At 64.7% G+C, this 22,977-nt stretch carries 22 protein-coding genes; 9 read left to right on the top strand and 13 right to left on the bottom strand.

Features of this window, described 5'->3' with window-relative positions; all coding sequences use genetic code 11:
* Positions 1-21 precede the first annotated feature (21 nt).
* Positions 22-405: a RidA family protein gene (locus tag NTH_RS09995; protein WP_338529878.1), complete on the top strand. Its 384-nt coding sequence runs from the start codon at positions 22-24 to the stop codon at positions 403-405.
* Positions 406-499: 94 nt separating this feature from the next.
* Entirely contained in the window at positions 500-1,612 is a 1,113-nt protein-coding gene (gene leuB, locus NTH_RS09990; protein ID WP_338529877.1) for a 3-isopropylmalate dehydrogenase, read from the top strand.
* A 25-nt stretch (positions 1,613-1,637) separates the two neighbouring features.
* On the opposite strand, the gene NTH_RS09985 is transcribed toward leuB, so the two are convergent.
* Genes NTH_RS09985 through NTH_RS09975 form a run of 3 tightly spaced genes read right to left on the bottom strand, consistent with a single transcriptional unit; the run spans position 1,638 to position 2,726 of the window.
* Positions 1,638-1,784, bottom strand: coding sequence for a peptide ABC transporter permease (locus tag NTH_RS09985; RefSeq protein ID WP_338529876.1), 147 nt, complete (start codon positions 1,782-1,784; stop codon positions 1,638-1,640).
* Between the two features lie 51 nt (positions 1,785-1,835).
* Positions 1,836-2,312 carry a DUF2214 domain-containing protein gene (locus NTH_RS09980; RefSeq protein WP_338529875.1) on the bottom strand — a complete coding sequence of 159 codons (477 nt, stop codon included), beginning with the start codon at positions 2,310-2,312 and terminating at the stop codon, positions 1,836-1,838.
* A gap of 12 nt (positions 2,313-2,324) precedes the next feature.
* A complete protein-coding gene (locus NTH_RS09975) occupies positions 2,325-2,726 on the bottom strand; it encodes a DUF6152 family protein (RefSeq protein ID WP_338529874.1) in 402 nt (133 codons plus the stop codon).
* 380 nt (positions 2,727-3,106) lie between these two features.
* Between NTH_RS09975 and NTH_RS09970 the strand changes: the two genes are divergently transcribed.
* The gene (locus tag NTH_RS09970; protein ID WP_338529873.1) at positions 3,107-4,141 is read left to right on the top strand and encodes an aspartate-semialdehyde dehydrogenase; all 1,035 of its coding nucleotides are present in this window, start codon (positions 3,107-3,109) and stop codon (positions 4,139-4,141) included.
* A gap of 51 nt (positions 4,142-4,192) precedes the next feature.
* On the opposite strand, the gene pncA is transcribed toward NTH_RS09970, so the two are convergent.
* A complete protein-coding gene (gene pncA / locus NTH_RS09965) occupies positions 4,193-4,798 on the bottom strand; it encodes a bifunctional nicotinamidase/pyrazinamidase (protein ID WP_338529872.1) in 606 nt (201 codons plus the stop codon).
* 211 nt (positions 4,799-5,009) lie between these two features.
* Here pncA and NTH_RS09960 point away from each other — a divergent pair, with 211 nt between their 5' ends.
* Genes NTH_RS09960 through NTH_RS09935 form a run of 6 tightly spaced genes read left to right on the top strand, consistent with a single transcriptional unit; the run spans position 5,010 to position 12,083 of the window.
* The gene (locus NTH_RS09960; RefSeq protein WP_338529871.1) at positions 5,010-5,867 is read left to right on the top strand and encodes an FAD binding domain-containing protein; all 858 of its coding nucleotides are present in this window, start codon (positions 5,010-5,012) and stop codon (positions 5,865-5,867) included.
* Entirely contained in the window at positions 5,864-8,611 is a 2,748-nt protein-coding gene (locus NTH_RS09955; RefSeq protein WP_338529870.1) for a molybdopterin-dependent oxidoreductase, read from the top strand. Before NTH_RS09960 ends, NTH_RS09955 begins: the two co-directional genes overlap by 4 nt.
* Complete coding sequence (locus NTH_RS09950) at positions 8,608-10,134, top strand: 6-hydroxynicotinate reductase (protein WP_338529869.1); 1,527 nt, start codon at positions 8,608-8,610, stop codon at positions 10,132-10,134. The genes NTH_RS09955 and NTH_RS09950 overlap by 4 nt, the downstream gene beginning before the upstream one ends.
* Positions 10,131-11,045, top strand: a complete 915-nt coding sequence (locus tag NTH_RS09945) for a UPF0280 family protein (protein ID WP_338529868.1) — start codon at positions 10,131-10,133, stop codon at positions 11,043-11,045. The genes NTH_RS09950 and NTH_RS09945 overlap by 4 nt, the downstream gene beginning before the upstream one ends.
* Positions 11,038-11,622, top strand: coding sequence for an amino acid synthesis family protein (locus tag NTH_RS09940; RefSeq protein WP_338529867.1), 585 nt, complete (start codon positions 11,038-11,040; stop codon positions 11,620-11,622). Before NTH_RS09945 ends, NTH_RS09940 begins: the two co-directional genes overlap by 8 nt.
* Complete coding sequence (locus NTH_RS09935) at positions 11,619-12,083, top strand: MarR family winged helix-turn-helix transcriptional regulator (protein ID WP_338529866.1); 465 nt, start codon at positions 11,619-11,621, stop codon at positions 12,081-12,083. The genes NTH_RS09940 and NTH_RS09935 overlap by 4 nt, the downstream gene beginning before the upstream one ends.
* 65 nt (positions 12,084-12,148) lie before the next feature.
* Here NTH_RS09935 and NTH_RS09930 read toward each other — a convergent pair whose 3' ends face one another.
* From NTH_RS09930 to leuS, 9 genes are all read right to left on the bottom strand, one after another.
* Entirely contained in the window at positions 12,149-12,856 is a 708-nt protein-coding gene (locus NTH_RS09930) for an ABC transporter ATP-binding protein (RefSeq protein ID WP_338529865.1), read from the bottom strand.
* Positions 12,853-13,599: an ABC transporter ATP-binding protein gene (locus NTH_RS09925; RefSeq protein ID WP_338529864.1), complete on the bottom strand. Its 747-nt coding sequence runs from the start codon at positions 13,597-13,599 to the stop codon at positions 12,853-12,855. Before NTH_RS09925 ends, NTH_RS09930 begins: the two co-directional genes overlap by 4 nt.
* Positions 13,587-14,552 carry a branched-chain amino acid ABC transporter permease gene (locus NTH_RS09920; protein ID WP_338529863.1) on the bottom strand — a complete coding sequence of 322 codons (966 nt, stop codon included), beginning with the start codon at positions 14,550-14,552 and terminating at the stop codon, positions 13,587-13,589. Before NTH_RS09920 ends, NTH_RS09925 begins: the two co-directional genes overlap by 13 nt.
* A complete protein-coding gene (locus tag NTH_RS09915; protein WP_338529862.1) occupies positions 14,549-15,430 on the bottom strand; it encodes a branched-chain amino acid ABC transporter permease in 882 nt (293 codons plus the stop codon). The genes NTH_RS09920 and NTH_RS09915 overlap by 4 nt, the downstream gene beginning before the upstream one ends.
* A gap of 291 nt (positions 15,431-15,721) precedes the next feature.
* On the bottom strand, positions 15,722-17,026 hold the full coding sequence (locus tag NTH_RS09910; protein ID WP_338529861.1) for an ABC transporter substrate-binding protein: 1,305 nt from the start codon (positions 17,024-17,026) through the stop codon (positions 15,722-15,724).
* Positions 17,027-17,175: 149 nt separating this feature from the next.
* Entirely contained in the window at positions 17,176-18,585 is a 1,410-nt protein-coding gene (locus NTH_RS09905) for a hypothetical protein (protein ID WP_338529860.1), read from the bottom strand.
* A 150-nt stretch (positions 18,586-18,735) separates the two neighbouring features.
* A complete protein-coding gene (locus NTH_RS09900; RefSeq protein ID WP_338529859.1) occupies positions 18,736-19,650 on the bottom strand; it encodes a GNAT family N-acetyltransferase in 915 nt (304 codons plus the stop codon).
* A 126-nt stretch (positions 19,651-19,776) separates the two neighbouring features.
* A complete protein-coding gene (gene lptE, locus NTH_RS09895; protein WP_338529858.1) occupies positions 19,777-20,313 on the bottom strand; it encodes an LPS assembly lipoprotein LptE in 537 nt (178 codons plus the stop codon).
* A gap of 15 nt (positions 20,314-20,328) precedes the next feature.
* Complete coding sequence (leuS, locus tag NTH_RS09890; protein WP_338529857.1) at positions 20,329-22,947, bottom strand: leucine--tRNA ligase; 2,619 nt, start codon at positions 22,945-22,947, stop codon at positions 20,329-20,331.
* Positions 22,948-22,977 lie beyond the last annotated feature (30 nt).

The following is a 22,977-nucleotide window of genomic DNA, read 5'->3' as shown; positions in this document are numbered from 1 at the left end:
TATGAGGATCGGTGCCTCGCGATGCGGCGGCTGATCTCGACCGGATCGCCTTTCGAAAAGACCGCGGGCTACAGCCGCGCGGTCGTTGATGGCCCCTGGTGTTTCGTCTCCGGCACGACGGGCTATGACTATGCATCGATGGTGATGCCGGACAGCGTGGAAGAGCAGACGCGAAACTGCATCGCCACGATCCGCGCGGCTCTGGCGGATGCCGGCTTCGCACTCGAGGACGTCGTGCGCGCGCATTATTACGTGACGGACGCGGCCTACGCGGAGCGCGTGTTCCCGGTCCTCGGCGAAGCCTTCGGCGGCATTCGGCCCGCCGCCACGATGATCGTATGCGATCTCATCAAGCCGGAAATGAAGATCGAGATCGAGGTCACGGCGCGGCTGCGTGGTGCCTGAACTTCGTGGCGCAGTACCGGAGCAGGGCGCATGAGCCTTGCGCCCCGGTTTTCCGTGCCTTAGCAAGGCGTCGAATGTTTTCTGAGAGGCTTCCATGGCAACGAAAAAGCTCCTTCTTCTTCCCGGCGACGGAATCGGCCCCGAGGCGATGGCCGAGGTCGCCAAGCTCATCGATATGATGAACACCGAGCTTGGGGCCGGCTTCGAGACGGAGGAAGGGCTTGTGGGCGGCTCGGCCTATGACGCGCATGGCCAGGCCATTTCCGACGCCGATATGGCCAAGGCGCTGGCCGCGGACGCCGTGCTTTTCGGCGCGGTGGGCGGGCCGAAATGGGACGGCATTCCCTATGAGGTTCGCCCCGAGGCCGGCCTTCTGCGGCTGCGCAAGGAGATGGAGCTTTTCGCCAATCTGCGCCCCGCCATCTGCTATCCCGCCCTTGCCGCTTCCTCCTCGCTAAAGCAGGAGGTGGTCGAGGGCCTCGACATTCTCATCATTCGCGAGCTGACGGGTGGCGTCTATTTCGGCGAGCCCAAGGAGATCATCGATCTCGGCAACGGCCAGAAGCGCGGCATCGACACGCAGGTCTACGATACGTTCGAGATCGAGCGGATATCGGGCGTGGCCTTCGAGCTGGCACGCACGCGCCGGAACAAGGTCTGCTCGATGGAAAAGCGCAACGTCATGAAGTCGGGCGTGCTGTGGAACGAGGTGGTGACGGCCACGCACAAGGAAAGATATTCCGATGTCGAGCTCACCCATATGCTGGCCGATGCCGGCGGCATGCAGCTCGTGCGGTGGCCCAAGCAGTTCGACGTGATCGTTACCGACAATCTGTTCGGCGACATGTTGTCCGACGTGGCGGCGATGCTGACCGGCTCGCTCGGCATGCTGCCGTCGGCCTCGCTCGGCGCGCCGGATCCGAAAACGGGCAGCCGCAAGGCGCTATACGAGCCCGTGCACGGCTCCGCACCGGACATCGCCGGGCAGGGCATCGCCAATCCGATCGCCATGATCGCCTCCTTCGCCATGTGCCTGCGCTACTCCTTCAACATGGTGGAGGAAGCGGACCGCCTGGAGAAGGCGATTTCTGCCGTTCTTGACGAGGGTTGCCGCACAAGGGACGTCATGTCGGAAGGCATGACCGAACTGGGCACCGGCGCCATGGGGGATGCCATCGTGGAGAAATTCAGGTCGCTTTCATCCTGACCGGGCGGCCTGACCGGACTTTCCCTCACAGAAAGGTCAGCAGCAAGGCAAGCAGGACAAAGCCTACGAGCCCGGCGATGAAGATCGTCTTGCGCAGGGGCGTGCGCAAGATGATGTCGCCCTGGCGGGTGTCGCGGGCGCGATAGGTCTTCTGCTCTTTCTGCTCGTTCATGGCGGCCTCCGTCTTCCTGCAACGGCCGGCCAACTCCGTTTGTTCCGGCGTTCAGATGAAGGCGATCCAGCGTCCGGCGAAAAGCGCCGTCACCCATATGGCCAGCGACAGCAAGGCGCCGAGCCGCAGGCCGGGGCCTATGGCCCCGCCCGCCGAAGCCCTTCGCCAAGCCTGGCTCGTGCGGACGACAATCGCGTTGGCGATGCCCAGCGCAACCAGGGAGATCTTGGTCAGGAAGGCCGCGTTGGCGGCATATTCCAGCGGCTGAACCGAAAACAGCAGAATGCCAGTGGCCACGGCCAGCACCAGCCCCGTGGCTGAGATTGCCGTCATCAGCCGCAGAAAGGGATCGGCCGCCAATCTCGGGAACAGGCCAAGCATCTTGAGGTCGGCCGGCAGGATGGTGCCGACAAGCAGCGTCAGCGCGAATATATGCGTCGCGTTGAGCAGCGGATAGGCATAGACCGAGCGGCGAAAGAATGCCGCCAGCGGCCAGTCGTGCAGTGCCTGGAGCCACTCGGCGAGCATGGGCCGCGCCTGTCAGATGTCGGGGACGCGGCGTGGATAAACGTCGTAAGCTGTGCCGTTCACCGTCACCCGAGCCGCTTTCATTGTCCTTTCCGCCGGATCGCTGGAGCGGAAGCCGAGGCAGGTCACCCTATCGCCGACGCTGGCGGCATCCTCGTCGAAACCGGCACGCAAGGTCCGCGCGAGTGGGGCGAGGTCGACATGCCAGGTGCCGTCTTCGGCCCTCACCGTCAAGGTGACATGCGGATTGCCGATATAGATCTCCTCGATCGTCCCGCTCAGCTCGAAAGGCTCGCCGTCGGTCCAGGCCCAGCCATGGTGGGCAAAGGCCGGGGCGGCGAGGCCGAAAAACACGAGGGCCGCGATAAACAGGGCAGCCAGCGGCAAGGGTGAAATCGTCCGGTTCGTATGCATGATCGCTTTCCTGCATTCGTTAGACGGTCCCGACCAGAGTATGGCGCGGCGGCTGCCGGTCAAGTCACGTTTCGGCAAGCCGTGCCCGATGCACCACGTTGACTCCGCGCCAATTCAGCGTAAAACAACGCGCGTAAACGGAGCTGACTTTGATGCGCGATCCCATCGCGATGCATTTTTCGGGCCTTTCGCCCCGCACCGCCGGGAATGTCGGCGCGCGCCTCCGCTTCACCACCACGACGGCCAAAAAAACGACCGCCAAGACGGTCTGATTTCCCTTGGCCCGCTCGCGCTCTCCCCGGGTCCGGCCCGGGGAAGAGAAACCCGCAGGTCGGCGGGCATCTTCCAAAGCAAGCGGAGAGGGACAGGAGTTCAAGATCATGGGTTTCAAGATAGCCGTAGCCGGCGCCACCGGAAATGTCGGCCGCGAAATGCTCAACATCCTCGAAGAGCGCGGATTTCCCGCCGATGAGGTGGTGGCGCTCGCCTCGCGCCGGTCAGTGGGGCAGGAGGCTTCCTACGGCGACAAGACGCTGAAGGTGAAGGCGCTGGAAAATTACGATTTCTCCGACACCGACATCTGCCTGATGTCGGCGGGCGGCGGCGTTTCCCAGGAATATTCGCCGAGGATCGGCAAGCAGGGCTGCGTGGTTATCGATAATTCGTCGGCCTTTCGTTACGACCAGGACGTGCCGCTGATCGTGCCGGAGGTCAATCCGGATGCGGTTGAAGGCTTCCGTAAGAAAAACATCATTGCCAATCCCAACTGCTCCACGGCCCAACTCGTCGTGGCGCTGAAGCCGCTGCACGATGCGGCGACGATCAGGCGCGTGATCGTATCCACCTATCAGTCGGTCTCCGGCGCGGGCAAAGAGGGCATGGACGAGCTGTTCGAGCAGACGCGCGCCGTCTTCGTCGCCGATCCCATCTCCACCAAGAAGTTCACCAAGCGCATCGCCTTCAACGTGATCCCGCATATCGACGTCTTCATGGACGACGGCTTCACGAAGGAAGAATGGAAGATGGTGGCCGAGACCAAGAAGATGCTCGACCCCAAGATAAAGCTGACGGCAACCTGCGTCCGCGTGCCGGTCTTCATCGGCCATGCCGAATCAGTGAACATCGAGTTCGCAAAGCCGATCACCGCCGACGAGGCGCGCGAGATCCTGCGCGAGGCACCGGGCTGCCAGGTCATCGACAAGCGCGAGGACGGCGGCTACATCACGCCCTATGAGAGCGCCGGCGAGGACGCCACCTATATCAGCCGGTTGCGCGAAGATTCGACCATCGACAATGGCCTGGCCATGTGGGTCGTCTCCGACAATCTGCGCAAGGGCGCGGCGCTGAATACGGTCCAGATCGCCGAATTGCTGGTCGCAAAGGGGCTGATCCAGCCCAAAAGGCAGGCAGCTTAGGCCCTTTTTTGCCCGAAAGCAGCGACGGCGCGGAGCGTTTCGCGCCGTTTTTCACGTTTGGGCCAGCGCCACACCCGCCTCGCGCATCCTTTTCTCCATCGCCGCCATTGATCCGCCGAGATCGATGCCGCGGCAGGCGTCGAGCAGGACAGCTGCCTCGAAGCCCTGCCTGCGCGCGTCCAGCGCCGAATAGGCCACGCAGTAGTCGGTAGCGAGCCCGGCCAGCGTGACCCTTGTGATGCCGCGCTCGCGCAGATAGCCAGAAAGGCCCGTCGGGGTTCTGTGGTCGTTCTCGAAGAAGGCCGAGTAGCTGTCGATTTCCCTGCGGAAACCCTTCCTGATCACCAGCTCCGCCTTCGTCCATTCCAGGTCATCGTGAAACTCCGCCCCGTGCGTGCCCTGCACGCAATGGTCCGGCCACAGTGTCTGTTCGCCGTAGGGCATGGCGATGGTCTCGAAGGGCTGCTTGCCGGTATGGCGGGACGCGAAGCTCGAATGCCCGGCGGGATGCCAGTCCTGGGTCAGCACCACATGGTCGAACCGCTGGATCAGCCGGTTGATGAGCGGCACCACCTGGTCGCCCTCGTTCACCGCGAGTGCGCCGCCCGGGCAGAAATCGTTCTGGACGTCGATGACGATCAGCGCCTCATCGGCCATGCCTTGCCTCCGCATAATGAGTGATCGGTGCAAGGGTGGACCGGATGTTCCCCTTTGACAAGCAGGCGCATCGGCGTATCATTCGTATACAAACGAGTTTGCGCCGCAGACCAACAAGAATGGCGCAGGGACAGGAGCGTGCCGCCCGGTTCGACACTGACCAAAGGCAGCGGCGGTGTGCGGCGTGCAAGACGAGGCAGGCAGGCAAGCCATGGACTATGCCAGACCGACCGAACTCGAGGAGGCGCTGCTTCTGCTGAAGCAGAAGCCATGGACCGTGCTTGCGGGCGGCACCGATTTCTACCCGGCACTGGGTGCCGGGCCCCTCAAGCAGGACGTGCTCGACATCAACGGCCTGCCGGAGCTCGCCGGCATCACCGAGACCGACGACCATGTCGCCATCGGCGCGCGGACGAGCTGGACCGAGATAATACGCCATCCCCTGCCGCCGGCCTTCGACATGCTCAAGCAGGCCGCACGCGAGGTAGGGTCCATCCAGATCCAGAACCGTGGGACGGTGGCCGGCAATCTGTGCAACGCTTCTCCCGCCGCCGATGGGATGCCGCCTCTCTTGGCGCTGGACGCGCGCGTTGAGCTGCGTTCTGCCGATGAAGGCCAGCGCCTGGTCCGGCTGTCTGAATTCGTTCTCGGCAACCGCAAAACGGCGCTTCGGCCCGGCGAGCTCGTAACGGCGGTGCATGTGCCCAGGCACGCGACGGCCGGCCGGTCCAGCTTCGTGAAGCTGGGTTCGCGGCGCTACCTCGTCATATCCATCGCCATGGCTGCGGCGCGCATCGCACTGGAAGGAGAGCGAATCGTGGAGGCGGCGGTCGCCGTCGGCTCCTGCTCGGCAGTGGCGCAGCGGATCGAGGGATTGGAGCAAGCGCTGATCGGTAGATATATCAGTAATATATCAGAACTTGTCGCAGATTATCCACTTTCGGAATTGTCCCCCATCGACGACGTTCGCGGCAGTGCCGAATATCGCAGGCTGGGGGCGCGAGAGATCGTTGAAAGGGCGCTGCTCCAAGCCGCTTTCACCGATGCAGAGCGAGGCGTTGCGGCATGAGCGGTGGAAGCATTTCCCTATCGTTTGAGGTCAACGGGCGGCCGATCGTCGTCGAAACTGCTCCGGTTCAGCGGCTTTCCGCGCTTCTGCGCGATAAGGTCGGGTTGACGGGAACCAAGGTCGGCTGCGACGCCGGCGATTGCGGCGCGTGCTCGGTGCTGGTCGACGGCGAGGTCGTCTGCGCCTGCCTCGTTCCCGCGTCCGACGTCGCGGGCCGCCGGGTGAGCACGGTGGAGGGGCTTTCGAATGGTCGCCTTTCGGCCCTTCAGCAGTCTTTTTTGCGCCATGGCGCGGCACAGTGCGGCATCTGCACGCCGGGTCTTCTGATTACGGCAAGCGCGCTTCTGGATGAAAACCCGACACCTTCGGAGGCGGAGGTCCAGGACGCGCTGGGCGGCGTTTTGTGCCGCTGTACGGGCTACCGCAAGATCGTGCAGGCGGTGATGAACGCTAACAGGCCGGTTGCCGTCGACAGCGGAACCATCGCCCCGCGCGCGGCCGTTGGTGCTTCGCCCATCCGCCTTGACGGCGAGCGCAAGATAACGGGGCGGGAGATCTTCGGCGCCGACGAGCGGCCGCCCGATGCGCTATCGGTGCTGGTGATGCGTTCGCCTTTTTGGCACGCGACCTTCGAGATCGGCGACAGGGAAGCTTTTATCGCGGCGCATCCGGGCATCGTCGGCGTCTTCACGGCGGCGGATATCCCCGGCGAAAACCGCTTCGGCGTCATTCCGCCCTTTGCCGACCAGCCGGCTCTGGCGGAAGGACGCGCCCGGTTCCGGGGCGAAGCGGTCGCGCTGATCGCAGGGGAACGCGACGCCATCGAGGCGCTCGATCCGGCCCGTTTTCCGATCGCCTGGACCGAACTGCCGTATTGCCTGACGACGGAAGAGGCCAGAACCCCCGGCGCAAAGCTGGTTCATGAGGAACGCCCGGACAACCTCCTGACGCAGGGGCTCGTTGAAAGCGGCGATCCCGAGGCCGGTTTCGCCCGCGCCGAGGCCATAGTCGAGGGCTCGATGGAGACGTCCTATGTGGAGCATGCCTATATCGAGCCGGAAGCCGGCTATGCCATGGTCGATGGCGACACGCTGGTCATAAAAGCCTGCACCCAGGCCCCTTTCATGGATCGCGACGACACGGCCAAGGTGTTGGGCCTGCCGCCGGAAAAGGTGCGGATCGTGCCGCTGGCGACGGGCGGCGGGTTCGGGTCCAAGCTCGACGTCTCGCTTCAACCGCTCATCGGCCTCGTGGCGCTTAAAACCGGCAGGCCCGCGGCTCTCGTCTATAGCCGCGGCGATTCCATGCGGTCGACCACCAAGCGCCACCCCGCCAGGATGCAGGCCCGCATCGGCGCCGATGCGGAAGGCCGGATCACAGGCATGATCTTCGAGGGCGACTTCAACACAGGCGCATACGCAAGCTGGGGTCCGACGGTGGCCAATCGCGTGCCGGTGCACGCGTCGGGCCCATACAGAACGCCGAACTACCGGGCGGTCGGCCGCGCGATCCATACTAACGGGCCGATCTCCGGTGCGTTTCGTGGCTTCGGCGTGCCGCAGGCGACCATCATGCAGGAGACGCTCTACGACCGCCTGGCCGGGAAGCTGGGGATGGACCGGCTGGAATTCCGGCTGGTCAATGCGCTGTCGGACGGCGACCGGACGACCTGCGGCCAGGAACTTCATGGCGTCGGCATCCGCCAATGTCTGGAGCAACTGCGGCCGCACTGGGAGCGCGCGCTGGCTGATGCGGAAAGCTTCAACAAGGAGAGCTTTAAGACGCGGCGGGGGATTGGCGTCGCCTCTTGCTGGTATGGCTGCGGAAACACGGCGCTGCCCAATCCCTCCACGATCAGGGTCGGGATTTCGCGTGACGGCGCCGTCGTCCTGCACCAGGGCGCCGTCGATATCGGCCAGGGATCGAACACGGTGATCGCGCAGATATGCGCCGACGCCAGCGGCCTGCCGCTGTCGGCCTTCACGCTGCTTGGCGGCGATACCGGCATCACGCCCGACGCGGGCAAGACATCCGCCTCCCGCCAGACCTTCATTTCGGGAAAGGCGGCGGAGAAGGCGGGGCGCGCGCTGCGTGAGACGATCCTGCGTTTCGCGAACGTGTCGGACGCGGCGGAAATATCGCTGGAGGGCACGGTGCTGGTCATTCGCGAAGGCCAGGCGGTGCGCCATGTGGCACTCGATAATCTTCCAGCCGATGCGCATGGCTATGTCTTCTCGGCCGAGGAGACCTACGATCCGCCGACCACCGCGCTCGACGGGAAGGGCCAGGGCAAGCCCTATGCCGTCTATGGCTATGGCGCCCAGATCGTGGAGCTGGAGGTGGACATGAGGCTGGGCACGGTGAGACTGTTGAAGATCACCGCCGCCCACGATGTCGGCCGGGCCATCAATCCGATCCTGGCCGAAGGGCAGATCGAGGGCGGCATCGCCCAGGGGATCGGCCTTGCGCTGATGGAGGAGTATGTGCCGGGCCGCACGGAAAACCTGCACGACTACCTCATCCCCACAATCGGCGATGTGCCGCCGATCGAGACGATCCTGGTGGAGGTGCCGGACCCTGAAGGTCCCTTTGGCGCCAAGGGGCTGGGCGAGCACGTGCTCATTCCCACGGCGCCGGCCATCCTCAACGCCATCCGCCATGCCAGCGGCGCCGAGATCCAAAAGGTGCCGGCAACGCCGTCGCGCGTTCTGGCGGCCATTCAGGCAGCGGGGCGGAAGCCATGAACGAGCTTTCCGAACGTTTCGAGGCGGAACCGCCGAAGAAGGCCCAGGAAGAAAAGCTGCGCTGCGATGCCTGCCCCGTCATGTGCTACATCGCCGAGGGCCGCACCGGCGCCTGCGACCGCTACGGCAATTTCGGCGGGCGGATCACGCGCTGCGATCCAGTGACCATATTGGAGCATGCGGCGGAGGATGGCGCGGCGCTGGTGCCGTTCGAGGAAGAGCGATCCTGGGACGGCGGGCTGGTCAATACCAGACGCCGGTTCGTCAGCGCCATTGGCGCAGGCACGACCTATCCGGATTACAAGCCGGCACCCTTTATCGTGAGCCAGGACGTCGAGGGCGTCGATCTAATCACCGTGGTGACCGAGGCGATCTTCTCCTATTGCGGGGTCAAGGTGAAGATCGACACCGACCGGCATCTTGGCCCGGAGACGGCTGCCGTGCGGGCCGAGGGAGAGGTGATAGGCCATGTCACCACCGCCGAATATGGAAGCCAGATGCTCTCGCTGGGCGGCGTGCAGCACCTGACCGGGGGCTCCAAGTCCGAGGGCCGCGTGACCTGCCGTGCGCTTATGGATCTGTGCAACAAGAAGCCGGTCGAACTTTCCATCGACGGCGGCGCGACGGTCATCGTGGAAGCCGGCAAGGCGCCGGTGATCGACGGCCAGCGCGAAGCCCGCATGCGGGTCGGCTGCGGGTCGGCCACCATCGGCATGTTCGCGACCCAATGGAAAGGGCTGGTGGACGAGGTGGTCGTGGTGGACGACCATATAACCGGCGTCGTATCCGAGCATCAGGCCGGCAAGGTGATCGGCTGGGAGGACACCGGGATAAAGATCGTCGGACGCAAATCGACGCCCGGCCGCTATTTCAAGGTCTCCGAGCCGGGGCTCGGCTGGGGCGGAACCACCATTGACGACCCGCTGGAGATCCTGGGCGGCTTCAACGCAAAGAAAGGCGCCCGGCCGGGGCTCTCGCTGCTGATGGTATCGACCACCGGTGAGCAGTTCGCCTATTACGAGCTCGACGAGGATCTGAAGCCGGTGGAGAAGGCCTTTCCCGAGCGGCTGCGCAGATCCGTCGACCTGATTGAGGAGAATTGCGAGCCCGCGCTTTGCACCGTGCTTTTCATGGGCGGGGCGGGCGGCAGCCTGCGCGCCGGCGTGACCGAAAACCCGGTCAACCTCACCCGCTCCGTGCAGGGGCTGAAGACTTATGTCACCTGCGGCGGGGCGCCGGTCTATGTCTGGCCGGGCGGGGGAATCACCATCATGGTGGACGTCTCGCGCACGCCGGACAATGCGTTCGGCTATGTGCCGACTCCGGCGCTGGTCGCGCCGATCGAGTTCACCATGCGCCGCGACGATTATATCCGTCTCGGCGGCCATGAGGCCGAGATCCGTTCGCTGGAGGATGTGCTGGAGCGGGGCGGCGAATATTTAAACGAGCGGCGGCTGGAGGCAGCCCCGGCAGCCAGCCCCTGGCCGCCGCTGGCACAATTGCGGCGGGAGCCCCGGAAATGATGGGCCCGACCGTGCATTGGCTGCCCGACAAGCGGCGGCTGCATATGAACCACGGGCCGATCGACCTGATCGTCGAAGCTTTCGGCCCGGAGAACGAGGTGAGGCAGGCTTATGCGCAGGCGGCCGCCCGGTTCCGGAGCATTCTGGAAGAGCTCGTGAGCGAGTTGCCCGCGCTACGCCGCCCGGTCGGGCTGCGGGCACGCCGTTTCCGCCACTCGACCGCGCGCCGGATGGAAGCGGCCAGCGCCCGGCACCATCCGGCCTTTGTGACGCCGATGGCAGCGGTTGCCGGGGGCGTCGCCGATGAGATGCTGGCTGCTATGGTCGACGGCCGGCGGCTCCGGCGCGCCTATGTCAACAATGGCGGCGATACCGCGCTGCACCTTGCCGCAGGCACTGAGACGACGGTGGCGATCGCCGGCACCGGCCATGGCCTTTCCGACCGGCTGACGATCCGCGCCGGCGACCCGGTGCGCGGGCTCGCCACCAGCGGCTGGCGCGGCCGAAGCCATTCGCTGGGCATCGCCGACGCCGTGACGGTGCTGGCGGCAAGCGCGGCGCAGGCCGATGTGGCGGCAACGCTGATCGCCAACGCTGTCAATCTGCCGGGCCATGGCGGCATAGAACGATTGCCGGCTAATGAATTGTCGCCGGACAGCGATCTCGGTGACCAGATGGTGACGGTGGCGGTCGGACCTTTGTCGGGGAAAGAAGCATCGACAGCACTCGACGCAGGGCTTGCCGTGGCGCAAGACATGCGGGATCGTGGCCTGATCGCGGGCGCGGCGCTTTTCCTGCAGGGCCGGCATCGTCTGGTGGGCGGCTCCCGGTCTTGCTTCGGCGAAGCGCCGCGGCAACGTCCCATTCCAGTCAATGAAATGCTTCTACTTGAGGAAACGAGCCATGCCTGAGTTTTTCGTCCGAAAGATCGCGTTGCTTACCGAGGAGATATTTCACGAGGGCGGGCCGGTGCGCGAGACGCCGCGCCGCCGGGCGGCGGCCATGGCTCTGGTGGCCAATCCCTTTGCCGGGCGCTATGTCTCCGAGCTCGAAAGCGCGATGGACGATCTGAAACCGCTGGGGCTGGAGCTCTCCGACCGGCTGATCGCTGCCTTGGGCGGCGACACGTCGGTCATCGACGGTTTCGGCAAGGGGGCCATTGTGGGCGTGGCGGGCGAGCTGGAGCACGGCGCGCTCTGGCATGTGCCGGGCGGCTATGCCATGCGCGAGCGGCTCGGCGATTCCCGGGCCATCGTGCCCTCGGCCAAGAAGGTGGGCGCCTTCGGCGCGCGCATCGACATCCCGCTCGGCCATATCAACGCCGCCTATGTGCGCAGCCATTTCGACGCCATGGAAGTCGGGATGGCCGACGGGCCGCGTCCCGATGAGATCCTGTTCGTGCTCGCCATGACCTGCGGACCCCGCGTCCATGCGCGCATGGGCGGTCTTCGTGCCGAAGACATCAAAGGCCAGGACGGGCTGCGATGAGCCTGGCCGACAAGCCGGCGCCGCCGCGGGACAGTCTGGAAGCGGGCGGAGAATACCGCCTGCACGAGCAGGTCGGCTTCGTCCTGCGCAAGGCGAACCAGCGTCATCTGTCCATTTTCGCGGCGCATGTGGGCGACCTCACGCCGCCGCAGTTCGCCGCTCTGGCGCGGCTTCATGAGGTGGGCGAAACATCGCAGAACCAGCTCGGCCAGCTCATCGCCATGGATGCGGCGACCATCAAGGGCGTGATCGACCGGCTGAAGAAGCGGGGACTTGTGACACTGAAGCCGCATGCCCTGGACCGGCGGCGGCTGGTGGTGGGGCTTTCGGATGAGGGGCGCGTGCTCGTCGAGAGGCTGTTGCCGGTGGCGATGCGGATCACGGCCGAAACGCTGAAGCCGCTGAACGCGCGCGAGGCGGAGATCTTTCTGAAGCTCTTGGGAAAGATCGCGGACGGGTAGGCGCGGTGGATCATTTTACGCTACCCCCCGGCGGAAACCGGCTTCCACTTTTCCTGGGATCGCTCTTATCCCACGCCCACATAGCGGTGAACCATGCCCGGGTCGGCCTGAAGTTGCGCGATGTCCACCGTTTCTCGGTTGCGTCCGTTTTCAATGAAGGAAACGCGGTCGGCGACCGGCAGCACGGCGTCGACGCGCTGTTCCACCAGAATGGTGGAGACGCCGCGTTCGCGCAGGGAGGCGACCGTTTCCCGGATGCGGGCGATCATCGAGGGCATCAGCCCTTCGGTCGGCTCGTCGAGCAGCAGCACCTTCGGCTCGATGCAAAGCGCCCGGGCCATCGCCAGCATCTGCTGCTCGCCGCCGGAAAGCGTGCCCGACCGCTGCTTCAGGCGCTCGCGCAGCACCGGAAACAGATCCAGCACGCTGTCGCGGGTCTCGCCGCCCTTGCCGCGCGTCATCAGGCCGACCTCGATGTTCTCGCCGACGGTCAGTTCCGAAAAGAGCCGGCGGCCTTGAGGCACGTAGGCGATGCCCGCGCGCGGGACTTCATGGGCGGGCAGGCCGGAGATCATCCTGCCGTCCAGCACGATCTTCCCCACCGAGACGGGCAGCAGTCCCATGATCGCCTTGAGGGCCGTGGTCTTGCCGGCGCCGTTGCGGCCGAGCAGGCAATGCACCTCGCCCGGCCTCAGGTCGAGCGAAAGGCCGCGCAGCACCTGCACCTTGCCGTAGCCGCTATCGACGGCGTCGAGGGTGAGTATCGCGTTCACGCATCGCCTCCGAGGTAGGCTCGTTGCACGGCCTTGTCCGCGCGGATTTCGTCCGGCGTGCCTTCGGCCAGGATGCGGCCCTGTTCCATGACAGTGATGCGCTCGGCCAGTGCCATGACCACGTCCATATTGTGCTCGATGAGAAGCACGGTCGCCTCGCTGCCGATCTCGCGGACAAGCGCGATGAAGCTTTCGATCTCGCCGTCCGACAGTCCCTGCGTGGGCTCGTCGAGGATCAGCAGGCGCGGCTTGAGCGCCAGCCCCATCGCCACTTCCAGCAGGCGCTGGTGGCCATAGGCGAGGTTGCCCGCCAGCGCTTCGGCATAGCTGCCGAGTCCGACCTTTTCCAGTGCGTCGAGGCCGTGTTTCAGCAGCAGGCGGCTGGAGAGCCCGTTCTGCCTGTCGCCGAGCAGCCGCCGCTGGACGGCAAGCGCCACATTGTCGAACACCGTAAGATTGGCGAAGATGGAGGTGATCTGAAACGTGTAGGCGATGCCGGCGCGCACGCGCTTGTGGGCAGGCATCCGCGAGATGTCGCTTCCGTCGAAGACCACGGTGCCCGAACTGGGGACAACGCGGCCGCAGACGAGGCTGACGAAGGTGGTCTTTCCGGCACCATTGGGCCCGATGATGGCGCGGGTCTGGCCCTCAGGCAGCGAAAAATCCACCTTCTCGACGGCCTTCAGCCCGCCGAAGGAGCGGCTGAGCGCGTTGGTGGAAAGAAGGGGGTTCACGGCAGCCATGGCGCCCACCTTTCTCGTATCGTGCCGACGATGCCCTTCGGGAAGTAAAGGATGAGACCGATCAGGACGAGGCCGACGACCAGGAGATGCGCCGTCGTGTGGCTGGAGGCAAGGTCGATCACATAGAACATGAGCAGCGTGCCGATCAGGGGTCCGAGCGTCGTCGCCGCGCCGCCTAAAAGCACCCAGAGCAGCGGCAGTATCGAATACTGGATCGCCGCGAAACCGGATCCGACATAGCCGAACAGCACCGCATAGGCCGCGCCCGAGGCCGCGCAGACGAGGCCCGAAAGAGCGACGGACAGAAGCTTGTTGGCAAAGACGTCGTAGCCCAGCATGCGCATGCGCTCCTCGTTCTCCTTTATGGCCACCAGCGAACGGCCGAACGGCGCACGGACCAGAAACAGCACGGCGCCGAGGACGAGGGTGAAGAGCGTGAGCGCGACCAGATAGCGTGTCGATGGGTCGGAGAGATCGAGCGCGCCGCCGGGAAACGCAAGAACGCGGGCTTGCTGCCGCAGGACCAGCCCTTCCTCGCCGCGCGTATAGGTCGTGAAATAAAGGGTGGTGAGGTAGAAGACCTGGGCGAACATCAGTGTCACGATCATGAAGGCGACGCCGGTCGTCCGCAGCGCCAGCGCGCCCACCAGAAGCGCCAGCGCGAGGCCGGCCGCAAGCCCCGTCGCGAAAGCAGGCCAGACGCCCCAGTCCAGATGATAGATGGTCAGCCCCGCGCCGTAGAGGCCGGCGGCGAAGAACATGGCATGCCCGAGGCTGAGCAGGCCCGTGTAGCCAAACGCGATGTTGTAGCCCATGGCGAATACGGCGAGCACGAGGACGCGCGAGAAGACGCCGCGGTGATATTCGGGAAGGATGAAATTGAGCGCGAGCAGCACCAGGACGATCCCGATATGCAGAACCAGCGTCTTGCCGCGCGGGAGAAGGGAAATCATCGCGCGGCCGCTCCGAACAGGCCCTGCGGGCGGAAGACGAGGACCATGGCAACGAGGAACGTCGCAAGCATCTTGGCGAGCGTCGGCGAAAAGAACATGGAGACGATGCCGTCCGAAAGCCCGATGAGAATGGCGGCGACGACCGTGCCGCGCAGCGAGCCGAGCCCGCCGATGATGACGACGATGAAGGACAGAAGCAGCGGATCGTGGCCCATCAGGTAGTGCGCCTGCTGGATCGGCACGATGAGGACAGCGGCAAAGGCGGCCAGCGCCGCGCCCAGCGCGAAGACACCGGCATAGACCTTGCCGACGGGAATGCCGAAGGCCTGCGCCGTCTCGCGGTCGTACTGCGTGGCGCGCATGACGAGCCCGATCTTCGTGCGGGTAAGCACCAACCATGTGCCGATCATCATAACCATGGACGCAGCGATGACGGCGAGCTTATAGGCGGAATAGCCGAACCAGGGCAGCTGGATGCGATAGCTGAACGGCGCTTCCACCGGGCGGGCGTCCGCGCCGTAAAAGCTGAGCGCGAGCTGCTGGATGATGTAGAGCAGGCCGATGGTGGCGACGATGGTCGCCTCCGGCTCATAATTGAGCCGGCTAAGGACAAGGCGCTCGGCGACGAAGGCGACAGCGGCGACGACGAGCGGGCTCAGCACCAGCGCAAGCAGAAAGCCGACGGCCGGATGGCCGCCCAGCATGGTCGAGAACCACCAGGCCAGCACCGCGCCCAGCATGTAGAACTCGCCATGGGCGACGTTGACGACGCGCATGACGCCGAAGACCAGCGAGAGGCCCAGCGCCATGAGCGACAGCACCGCCGCCGTCACGAGGCCTTCAAGCGTGGCGAGGAGAAGATAGGGTCCGAAGGCCATGGGTTAGCGGCGAACTCCTGGAAGCAGTGGAATGGGCTGTGAGGTCAATACCAGGCACCGCGCGCGCTATCCCGGCCGAACCGGAGGGAGAGCCGGGCCCCATTGAGAGGTCCGGCCGGTCTGCGCAGAAAGAGCTGCCGGTGTTGAGGCGCGCCGGGGCGATGTTCCCGATACTCTTCCAATGGGTCCCAGGAGTCGGCGGGATGGGCACCCTGGGCCCTCCAAAACACATCCACGAGCTTCCTCGGCGTTGATGGCGTCGGTAGGAGCACTGCGCGTCCGGTTGCCGGATCAGAACGACATCGTCGTGTAATCGGCCTCCGGCTCGTAAAGACCGTCCTCGATCGACGTGCGATGCACGACGTTGAGCCTGCCACCTTCGACCCTGGAGATATTCTGTTCGCCGAAGACCTGGTGAATCTTGCCGTTGAAGCGCTTCTTGCCCTGCGGGTGCTCGCGGCCGGCCTCCATTTCGGTCATGGCCTCGGTCGCTTCGATCAGCTTGGCGCGGTCGCCGGGGCCGGCATAGCCGGAGGCTTCCATCGCCGCCTTGATGACATACAGCGTCTCCCAGCAGCCGAACATGTGGGCAGCGGTGGAGACATCCTTCGGATCGTCGACACTGGCGCCGTTTTCGTCGATGCCGACCGTCTCGCGGTAAAAGGATACGTAATCCGGCTGGTCGGGCTGCGCATAGCGCGGCATGCCTTCCCAGAAATGGCTGCCGTCCAGAAATTCCAGGCCGGGGCTGTTGATGTCGACGGCTTCGAGGGAATCGATGAAGCCGAAGAGCTGCGGTCCGGAATTGCCGAAGAACTCGCCGAGTTCCTTGACGAAGGTGAGGACCGCCGGGCCGACCATGACATGATAGATCACATCCGTGTCGGAAGGGATCTGCGGCAGATAGCGGGTGAACGAGGTCTCCGTCGGCGGGATCGGCACTTTGGCGACCACCTGTCCGCCCTGGGCCTGGATCGCCGGCTCGAAGAAGTCGCGGTGATCGTGGCCGAATGCGTAGTCGGGATAGATCAGGGTGATCTTCTTGCCGAGATTATTGGCGATCCACGGCGCAACCGAGCGGACCTGCGCCTTCACGTCGGTGATGCCCGGCTGCACGCAATAGCGATTCATCTTGCCCGAGGCGACGTGGTAGCCCTCGCTGACCACATAGTAGGGCATCTTCAGTTCGCCCGCGGCAGGCGCGGAGCCGACGACGACGTGGCTGAACAGCGTGCCGTAGACGAGATCGACCTTATGTTGGTTGGCGAATTTCTCGACCACTTCGGCACCGCGCTTGGGATCGGTGCCATCGTCCTCGATGATGATTTCGAGCGGCCGGCCGTTGATGCCGCCGGCCTCGTTGATCAGCTTGGCCGCGGCCGTCGTGGTGCGTTCATACCAGCGGCCATAGGCGGCGCCGATGCCGGTGCGATGGCACTGAAAGCCGATCTTGATGGGTTCGGAGGACTGGGCCTGTCCATAGCGGACAAAGCCGGGCGCGGCGATCAGGCCGGCTGCTGCTCCAAGGCCTTTCAACGCATTTCGGCGCGTCAGGCCGTGCGGCGTGAGAATGGTGGATTTGCGATTTTCAGTCATACCGGTTCCCCTCTGTTCAAGACAGTCCAACCGGGCGGTGGGGCGCTTTTTTGTGCCCTCTCTCGCCACAAAAATCACTTGTGTACAAACTAAATCACCATTCCCGGCCATTGGCAATACAACATGACGCAGCGTTATGCGAGGGCATGTCAGCCCGCGGTGGGCGTGGACAGCAACCACAGGCCGAAAACGGTGTAGAATATCATCAGGATCGCCATCGGAATCTGGCTCAGCGCGGCGCGCCGTGCACTGCCGTAAAGCCGGTAGGCGGTGGCGTGCGCGAGAATCACCGCCAGCACGTGGCCGCCGACGATTGCCGCCGCCTGCGCATTCCAGATGACCCAGGCGGCATCGGCACCCAGCGTCACGCCGGCGCGGACGGGCATGTCCGCGGTGCCGAACAGGTTCCAGCCGCGCGCCAGCGGATCCGAGGCGGCGACCAGCGCGTACTGCCCGTTCACCAGCATGACGACGAGATAGTGGGAAAAGTGATAGGCGAGCGCGATGGGTGTAAGCGACCACACCAGCGCGCCGGCCGCACGCGCGGTTCCCTTGGCGCCGGCCAAGCTTTCGCCCGCAAGGATCGCCGTGAGAAAAAGCGCGGCAAACAGGAGAGTCGTGCCGGCCAGCCCGAGCGTGTTCTGCACCACGACTGCAGAGCGGCCGGGAAATTCGAGCGGGTTGACGCCGATAAGCTGGAGCCAGGCGAAGGTGCGCATCAGCCCGTCAAAGGAAATGTAGGCCAGCGCCAGGAGCACGAAGGCGACACCGCTTGCCGGCAGAACCGGCGCATGCCGCAGCTTCGCTCCCGGCAGAACCAGCCAGAGGCGCCCGGCGCCGGCAGCGAATACGGCGAGACGGGAGACCAGGCGGAAGAAGACCGACAGGAACTCGCCTCTTTCCATCCACGCTGCATAGCCGAAGAGAATGATGCAGACGAAGGTGAACAGCCAATAGGCGGCCACTACCTTGGCAAGATTGCCGGGATCTTCGGGCGCAAGCGAGACAAGTTCGAACCAGGCGAAGGCGAACAGAAGCACAAAGGCGGGCCATTTGCCCACCGGGTTCGGCAGGATCAGGACGGGCTGGCTCCTGCTGGTCATGGCTGTCCAGATACGCCATGGCCCGTACCAGGGGTTCAGCCATGGCCACCAGAAGCCGAAAACTCCCTGCGCCAGGGTCAGGCAAAGCCAGAGCAGGGTCCATACGGTCAAGGGCAGGAGATTGACCAGCGGGTCGCGGCTGCCGGCCCAGCCCACGAAGATCAGGAAGCCGAAAGCGGCGAAGGAGAGTGTGCTGACGGCGGCCTTGCCGAAGGGCCGGTAGCGCCAGAGCGGAAGCCGCCAGGCGCCGGCACGCAACAGCGCGCCCGGCGGCGCCAAGGCCAGGATGGCGAAGCTGAGCACGACCGCCATCGCCCCGCCCATGAGGTAGTATCCGGTCGGCAGGAGCAGCACATGCCCCCTTTCAGAGGCGTGGGCAAAGGCGGCGAGGGTGCCTGCCGGCAGGACACAGCAGGAGATGACGCATCTGGCGATGCCGGAGAGCTTCAGGTGCATGGTGCGCACTTTGGCCGAAGGCGGCGCAGATGGAAAGCGACCGTGGCGGCCGTGCCCGAACAACTTCCACCGGCTTTGCCTGCCTACCCGCTTCTGCTGCCGAGCGTTCGGCATGTTCCGGCTCGCGCCGTACTGCGGATCGGTAAGGCGCTATCCGGGGGCGAACGCCGCGTCCGGCTCTTCCAGCAGCCGGCCGACCGCATGTTCCTGCAACTTCTCGGCCACTTCCGACGGCTCCCCGTCCAGGAGCGCCGGCGCGATAGGCCTGCCGATCGTTATCTGGATCGCGCGCCCCTTCTTGTTCAGAAGCTCGTGAAACAGCGTCATGTCCCTCAGTTCGGTCGAATATTTGGACAACAGATAAAACAGCCCGGAATTGCGCGCGGTAATGTTGACGGGGATGACCGGCACCTCGTAGCGCCGGGCAAGCGCGACCACCGAAGGCTGCCAGGGCCGTTCGGTAAGCTTGTCCTTGTGCCAATAGGCAATCCGCCCGGCGGGAAACAGCACCACCGCCTTCTTGGAAGCAAAAGCCTTGGCCGTCATTTCCAGCGTATCGCGGCTCTTGGCATGGGACTTCTCGTGCTGCCGCCATTCCACCGGAATGATCAGGTCGCGGAAGCGCGGATTGACGCGGAGTGCGTCGCGGTTGGCGAAGATCGCCAGATCGGGCCGGATCTCCTTCATCAGGTCGAAAACAGCGATGCCGTCGGCAATGCCGGTAGGGTGGGTCGGCGCCAGAATAAATCCGCCGTCAGCCGGAATGTTCTCGGTGCCCCGCGCCGAAATATCCAGCAGCAGCAGTTGGCTGATATAGGTAAAGGCATCCCATCCCGAGAGCTGGGCCACCGTGTCGGCCATCGCAACCGCCTGCCGGTAGTGGAAGTAGCGGTAAAGCAGCGGCTTGGCCACCGGCCATAGCGGATGCTGGGACAAATGCGTCGTGCGTTCGGCGATCAGCTGGTCGACGACGTGAGAAGGAGCGCCGGCGTCGAGCACCTCGCGTTTCAGGACCCGGCTTCCAAGCACCCCGGCCACCGATGTGAGCGTCGTGTGAATATCCATGAGCGAAGCACTCCACTGGCGGCTGTTTCACCGAAATCTGTGACGTCGCAATGACAACACGCTTCAATTACCGCCCGCACCCGAAGGTCCCCCGAGGATTTAGTTCCAGATCAATATAATAGCCGGTCAACGCTTGTCGAGGCGCGCAATGTCCTGCGCCACGGCCAGGCGTAGAAACTCGGCGAGTTCCCGGGCAGCACGGTTCTCGGCGTCGCGCTCTGCCCGCAGCACGGCATATTCCTGTTGCGGCCTGTCGAAGGATGATGACACGCTCCGCCGGCCGGTGGCCACGACCGACCCCGTCGCCGTGTCCTTGAGACGGTAGGCGCCGGTCATCGTCACCGTACCGGCCGTCGGCTCATTCTCGTTGCCCGACTGGATCTGGACCGACGAGCTGGTGTTGTGCGTTACCGTGAGATCGAGGACATAGCGGGGCGAGGCGGGTTCGCCCGCGCCCCCGGACAGGAGGAATATGAGATGGTTTCGCACTTCCTGCGCATAGCGCGTGGAAACAGGCTCGATTGCGATGCTCGACAGATCGACCGCCGGCGCGCCAAGGCCGGCCCTGTCCGGGGTGCTCTCGTACAGCGGCTGGACGGTGCAGCCGGCGGCAAGCGCCAGTATCAGGCCAAGGCCGGCCCCGGCCAATGTGCGAATTTCCACCTTCACTGCTCCAGCTTAGGCCACGACATTGACGATGCGCTGCGGCACGACAATCACCTTGCGCGGCGCGGCGCCGTCCAGCGCCTTCTGCACGAAATCGAGCTTCAGGACCGCATCTTCAACCGCAGATTTGTCCGCGTCGCGGGCAATTGTCAAATCTCCGCGCTTCTTGCCGTTGATCTGCACCGGCAGCACGATCTCGTCGTCCACGACCAGCGTCGGGTCGAATGAAGGCCAGGCGCTGGCGGCGACCAATCCGGTGCCGCCGATCGCAGCCCAGCATTCTTCCGCCAGATGCGGCATGAACGGCGCGATGAGATGCACGAGGATTTCCACCGCCTCGCGCGCCGCAGCCTTTGCTTCGCGCGGAGCGTCGGCGTCGAGGCCGGAAAAGCCGGCGCTCAGCTCGTTCACCAGCTCGTGCGCGCGGGCAATGGCGCGGTTGAACGCCAGCCGCTCGATATCCTCGCCGACGGCTTTCAATGCCTTGTGCGCGGGTTTCGAGATAGCGGCTGCATCACCCTCCGCCGCGGCCTGCGGCCCGACGCCCCGGACGATTGGCGCGATGTCCGACACCAGCCGCCAAACGCGCTGCACGAAGCGGTGCGCGCCCGCAGCGCCGTCATCCGTCCATTCCACGTCCCGTTCGGGCGGCGAATCGGACAGCATGAACCAGCGCGCGGTATCGGCGCCGAACGATTCGGTGATCTCCTCCGGGCTTACCGTGTTCTTTTTCGACTTCGACATCTTTTCGAGCGGGCCGATTGTGGCCGGCTTGCCCGTGGCCATCTCGATGGCCGTGCGTTCGGAGCCCGATCCCTCGAGACGCACTTCGGCCGGCGACAGCCAGCGGCCATCCTCCGCCCGGTATGTCTCGTGAACCACCATTCCCTGGGTGAATAGGCCCTTGAAAGGCTCCTCCAGATCGAGATGTCCCGTCGCCTTCATCGCGCGGGTGAAGAAGCGCGAATACAGCAGATGCAGGATCGCGTGCTCGATGCCGCCGATATACTGATCCACCGGCAGCCAGTGATTGGCCGCTTCCGGGTCCGTGGGCGTTTGCGCGTGAGGGCTCGTGAACCGGGCGAAGTACCAGGACGAATCGACAAAGGTATCCATCGTGTCCGTCTCGCGCCGCGCCTCAGCGCCGCATTGCGGGCACGTCACGTGCCGCCAGGTCGGGTGGCGGTCGAGGGGATTGCCGGGTTTTTCGAAATCCACATCGTCGGGCAGCTTGACCGGCAGGTCTTCCTTCGGCACCGGCACGACGCCGCAGCTTTCGCAGTGGATCATGGGGATAGGACAGCCCCAATAGCGCTGTCGCGAAATGCCCCAGTCGCGCAGGCGGAAGTTCACCTTCCGGACGCCCACCGGCCGGCCGGCGAGCGTCGCCTCTTCGAGACGCCGGGCGACCTCGTCGAAAGCCTCCTTCGGCTTCATGCCGTCGAGGAAGCGGGAATTGATCATCACGCCGTCATCGGTGAAGGCTTCCTCTGTGATCTGGAAAGTCGCCGCATCGGCTCCTTCCGGCATCACGACCGGTATGACCGGCAGCCCGTACTTGTTGGCGAAATCAAGGTCGCGCTGGTCGCCCGACGGGCAGCCGAAAATGGCGCCGGTGCCATATTCCATCAGTACGAAATTCGCGACATAGACGGGCAGCGTCCATTCCGGGTCGAACGGATGCCGTACTTTGATCCCGGTGTCGAAGCCCTTCTTTTCCGCCGTCTCAAGCGCAGCGGCGGAGGTGCCCATGCGCCGGCACTCCTCGCAGAACCTGGCGAGCTCGAGATTTTCGGCGGCCGCTTTCCTGGCCAGCGGGTGATCGGCGGCGATCGCCATGAAGGAAGCGCCGAACAGCGTGTCAGGGCGGGTCGTGTAGACCTCCAGCTCGCTCTCGCCCGGCGGCGCGGTCTCTTCCGTCAGCGCCCAGCGTATCGCCATGCCTTCGGACCGGCCGATCCAGTTGCGCTGCATCAGGCGCACCTTCTCCGGCCAGTGGTCGAGGCCGTCGATGGCGTCGAGCAGGTCCTGCGCATAGTCGGTGATCTTGAAGATCCACTGCGCCAGCTCGCGCTGCTCCACCTGTGCGCCCGAGCGCCAGCCGCGGCCGTCGATCACCTGCTCATTGGCCAGCACCGTCTGGTCCACGGGGTCCCAGTTCACCTTCGAGATCTTGCGCCCGACCAGGCCTTTCTCGAAGAAATCCACGAAGAGCATCTGCTGGCGGTGGTAATAATCGACGTCGCAGGTTGCGAACTCGCGGCTCCAGTCGAGCGACAGGCCGAAGGTCTTGAGCTGGTCGCGCATCACCGCGATGTTCTGGTAGGTCCATTCCTTGGGATGCACCTTGTTCTGCATCGCCGCATTTTCCGCCGGCATGCCGAAAGCATCCCAGCCCATGGGGTGCAGAACGTTGAAGCCCTTTGCCCGCTTATAGCGGGCCACCACGTCGCCCATCGTGTAGTTGCGCGTATGGCCGATATGGATGCGACCCGATGGATAGGGAAACATCTCCAGCACGTAATAGGTCGGACGCCCGTCGTCGTCGCGGGTCTCGAATAGCTTCGCCTCGTCCCAAGCCTTCTGCCAGCGGGGTTCAGAAACGCGCGGATTGTAACGTTCGGTTGCCATGCCCGGATTTTCACAGATAGAAGCTGATTG

This window comes from Nitratireductor thuwali, from assembly GCF_036621415.1.
In the GTDB taxonomy this organism is placed as follows: Bacteria; Pseudomonadota; Alphaproteobacteria; order Rhizobiales; family Rhizobiaceae; genus Chelativorans; species Chelativorans thuwali.
This window is presented reverse-complemented; position numbering and strand designations above follow the sequence as displayed.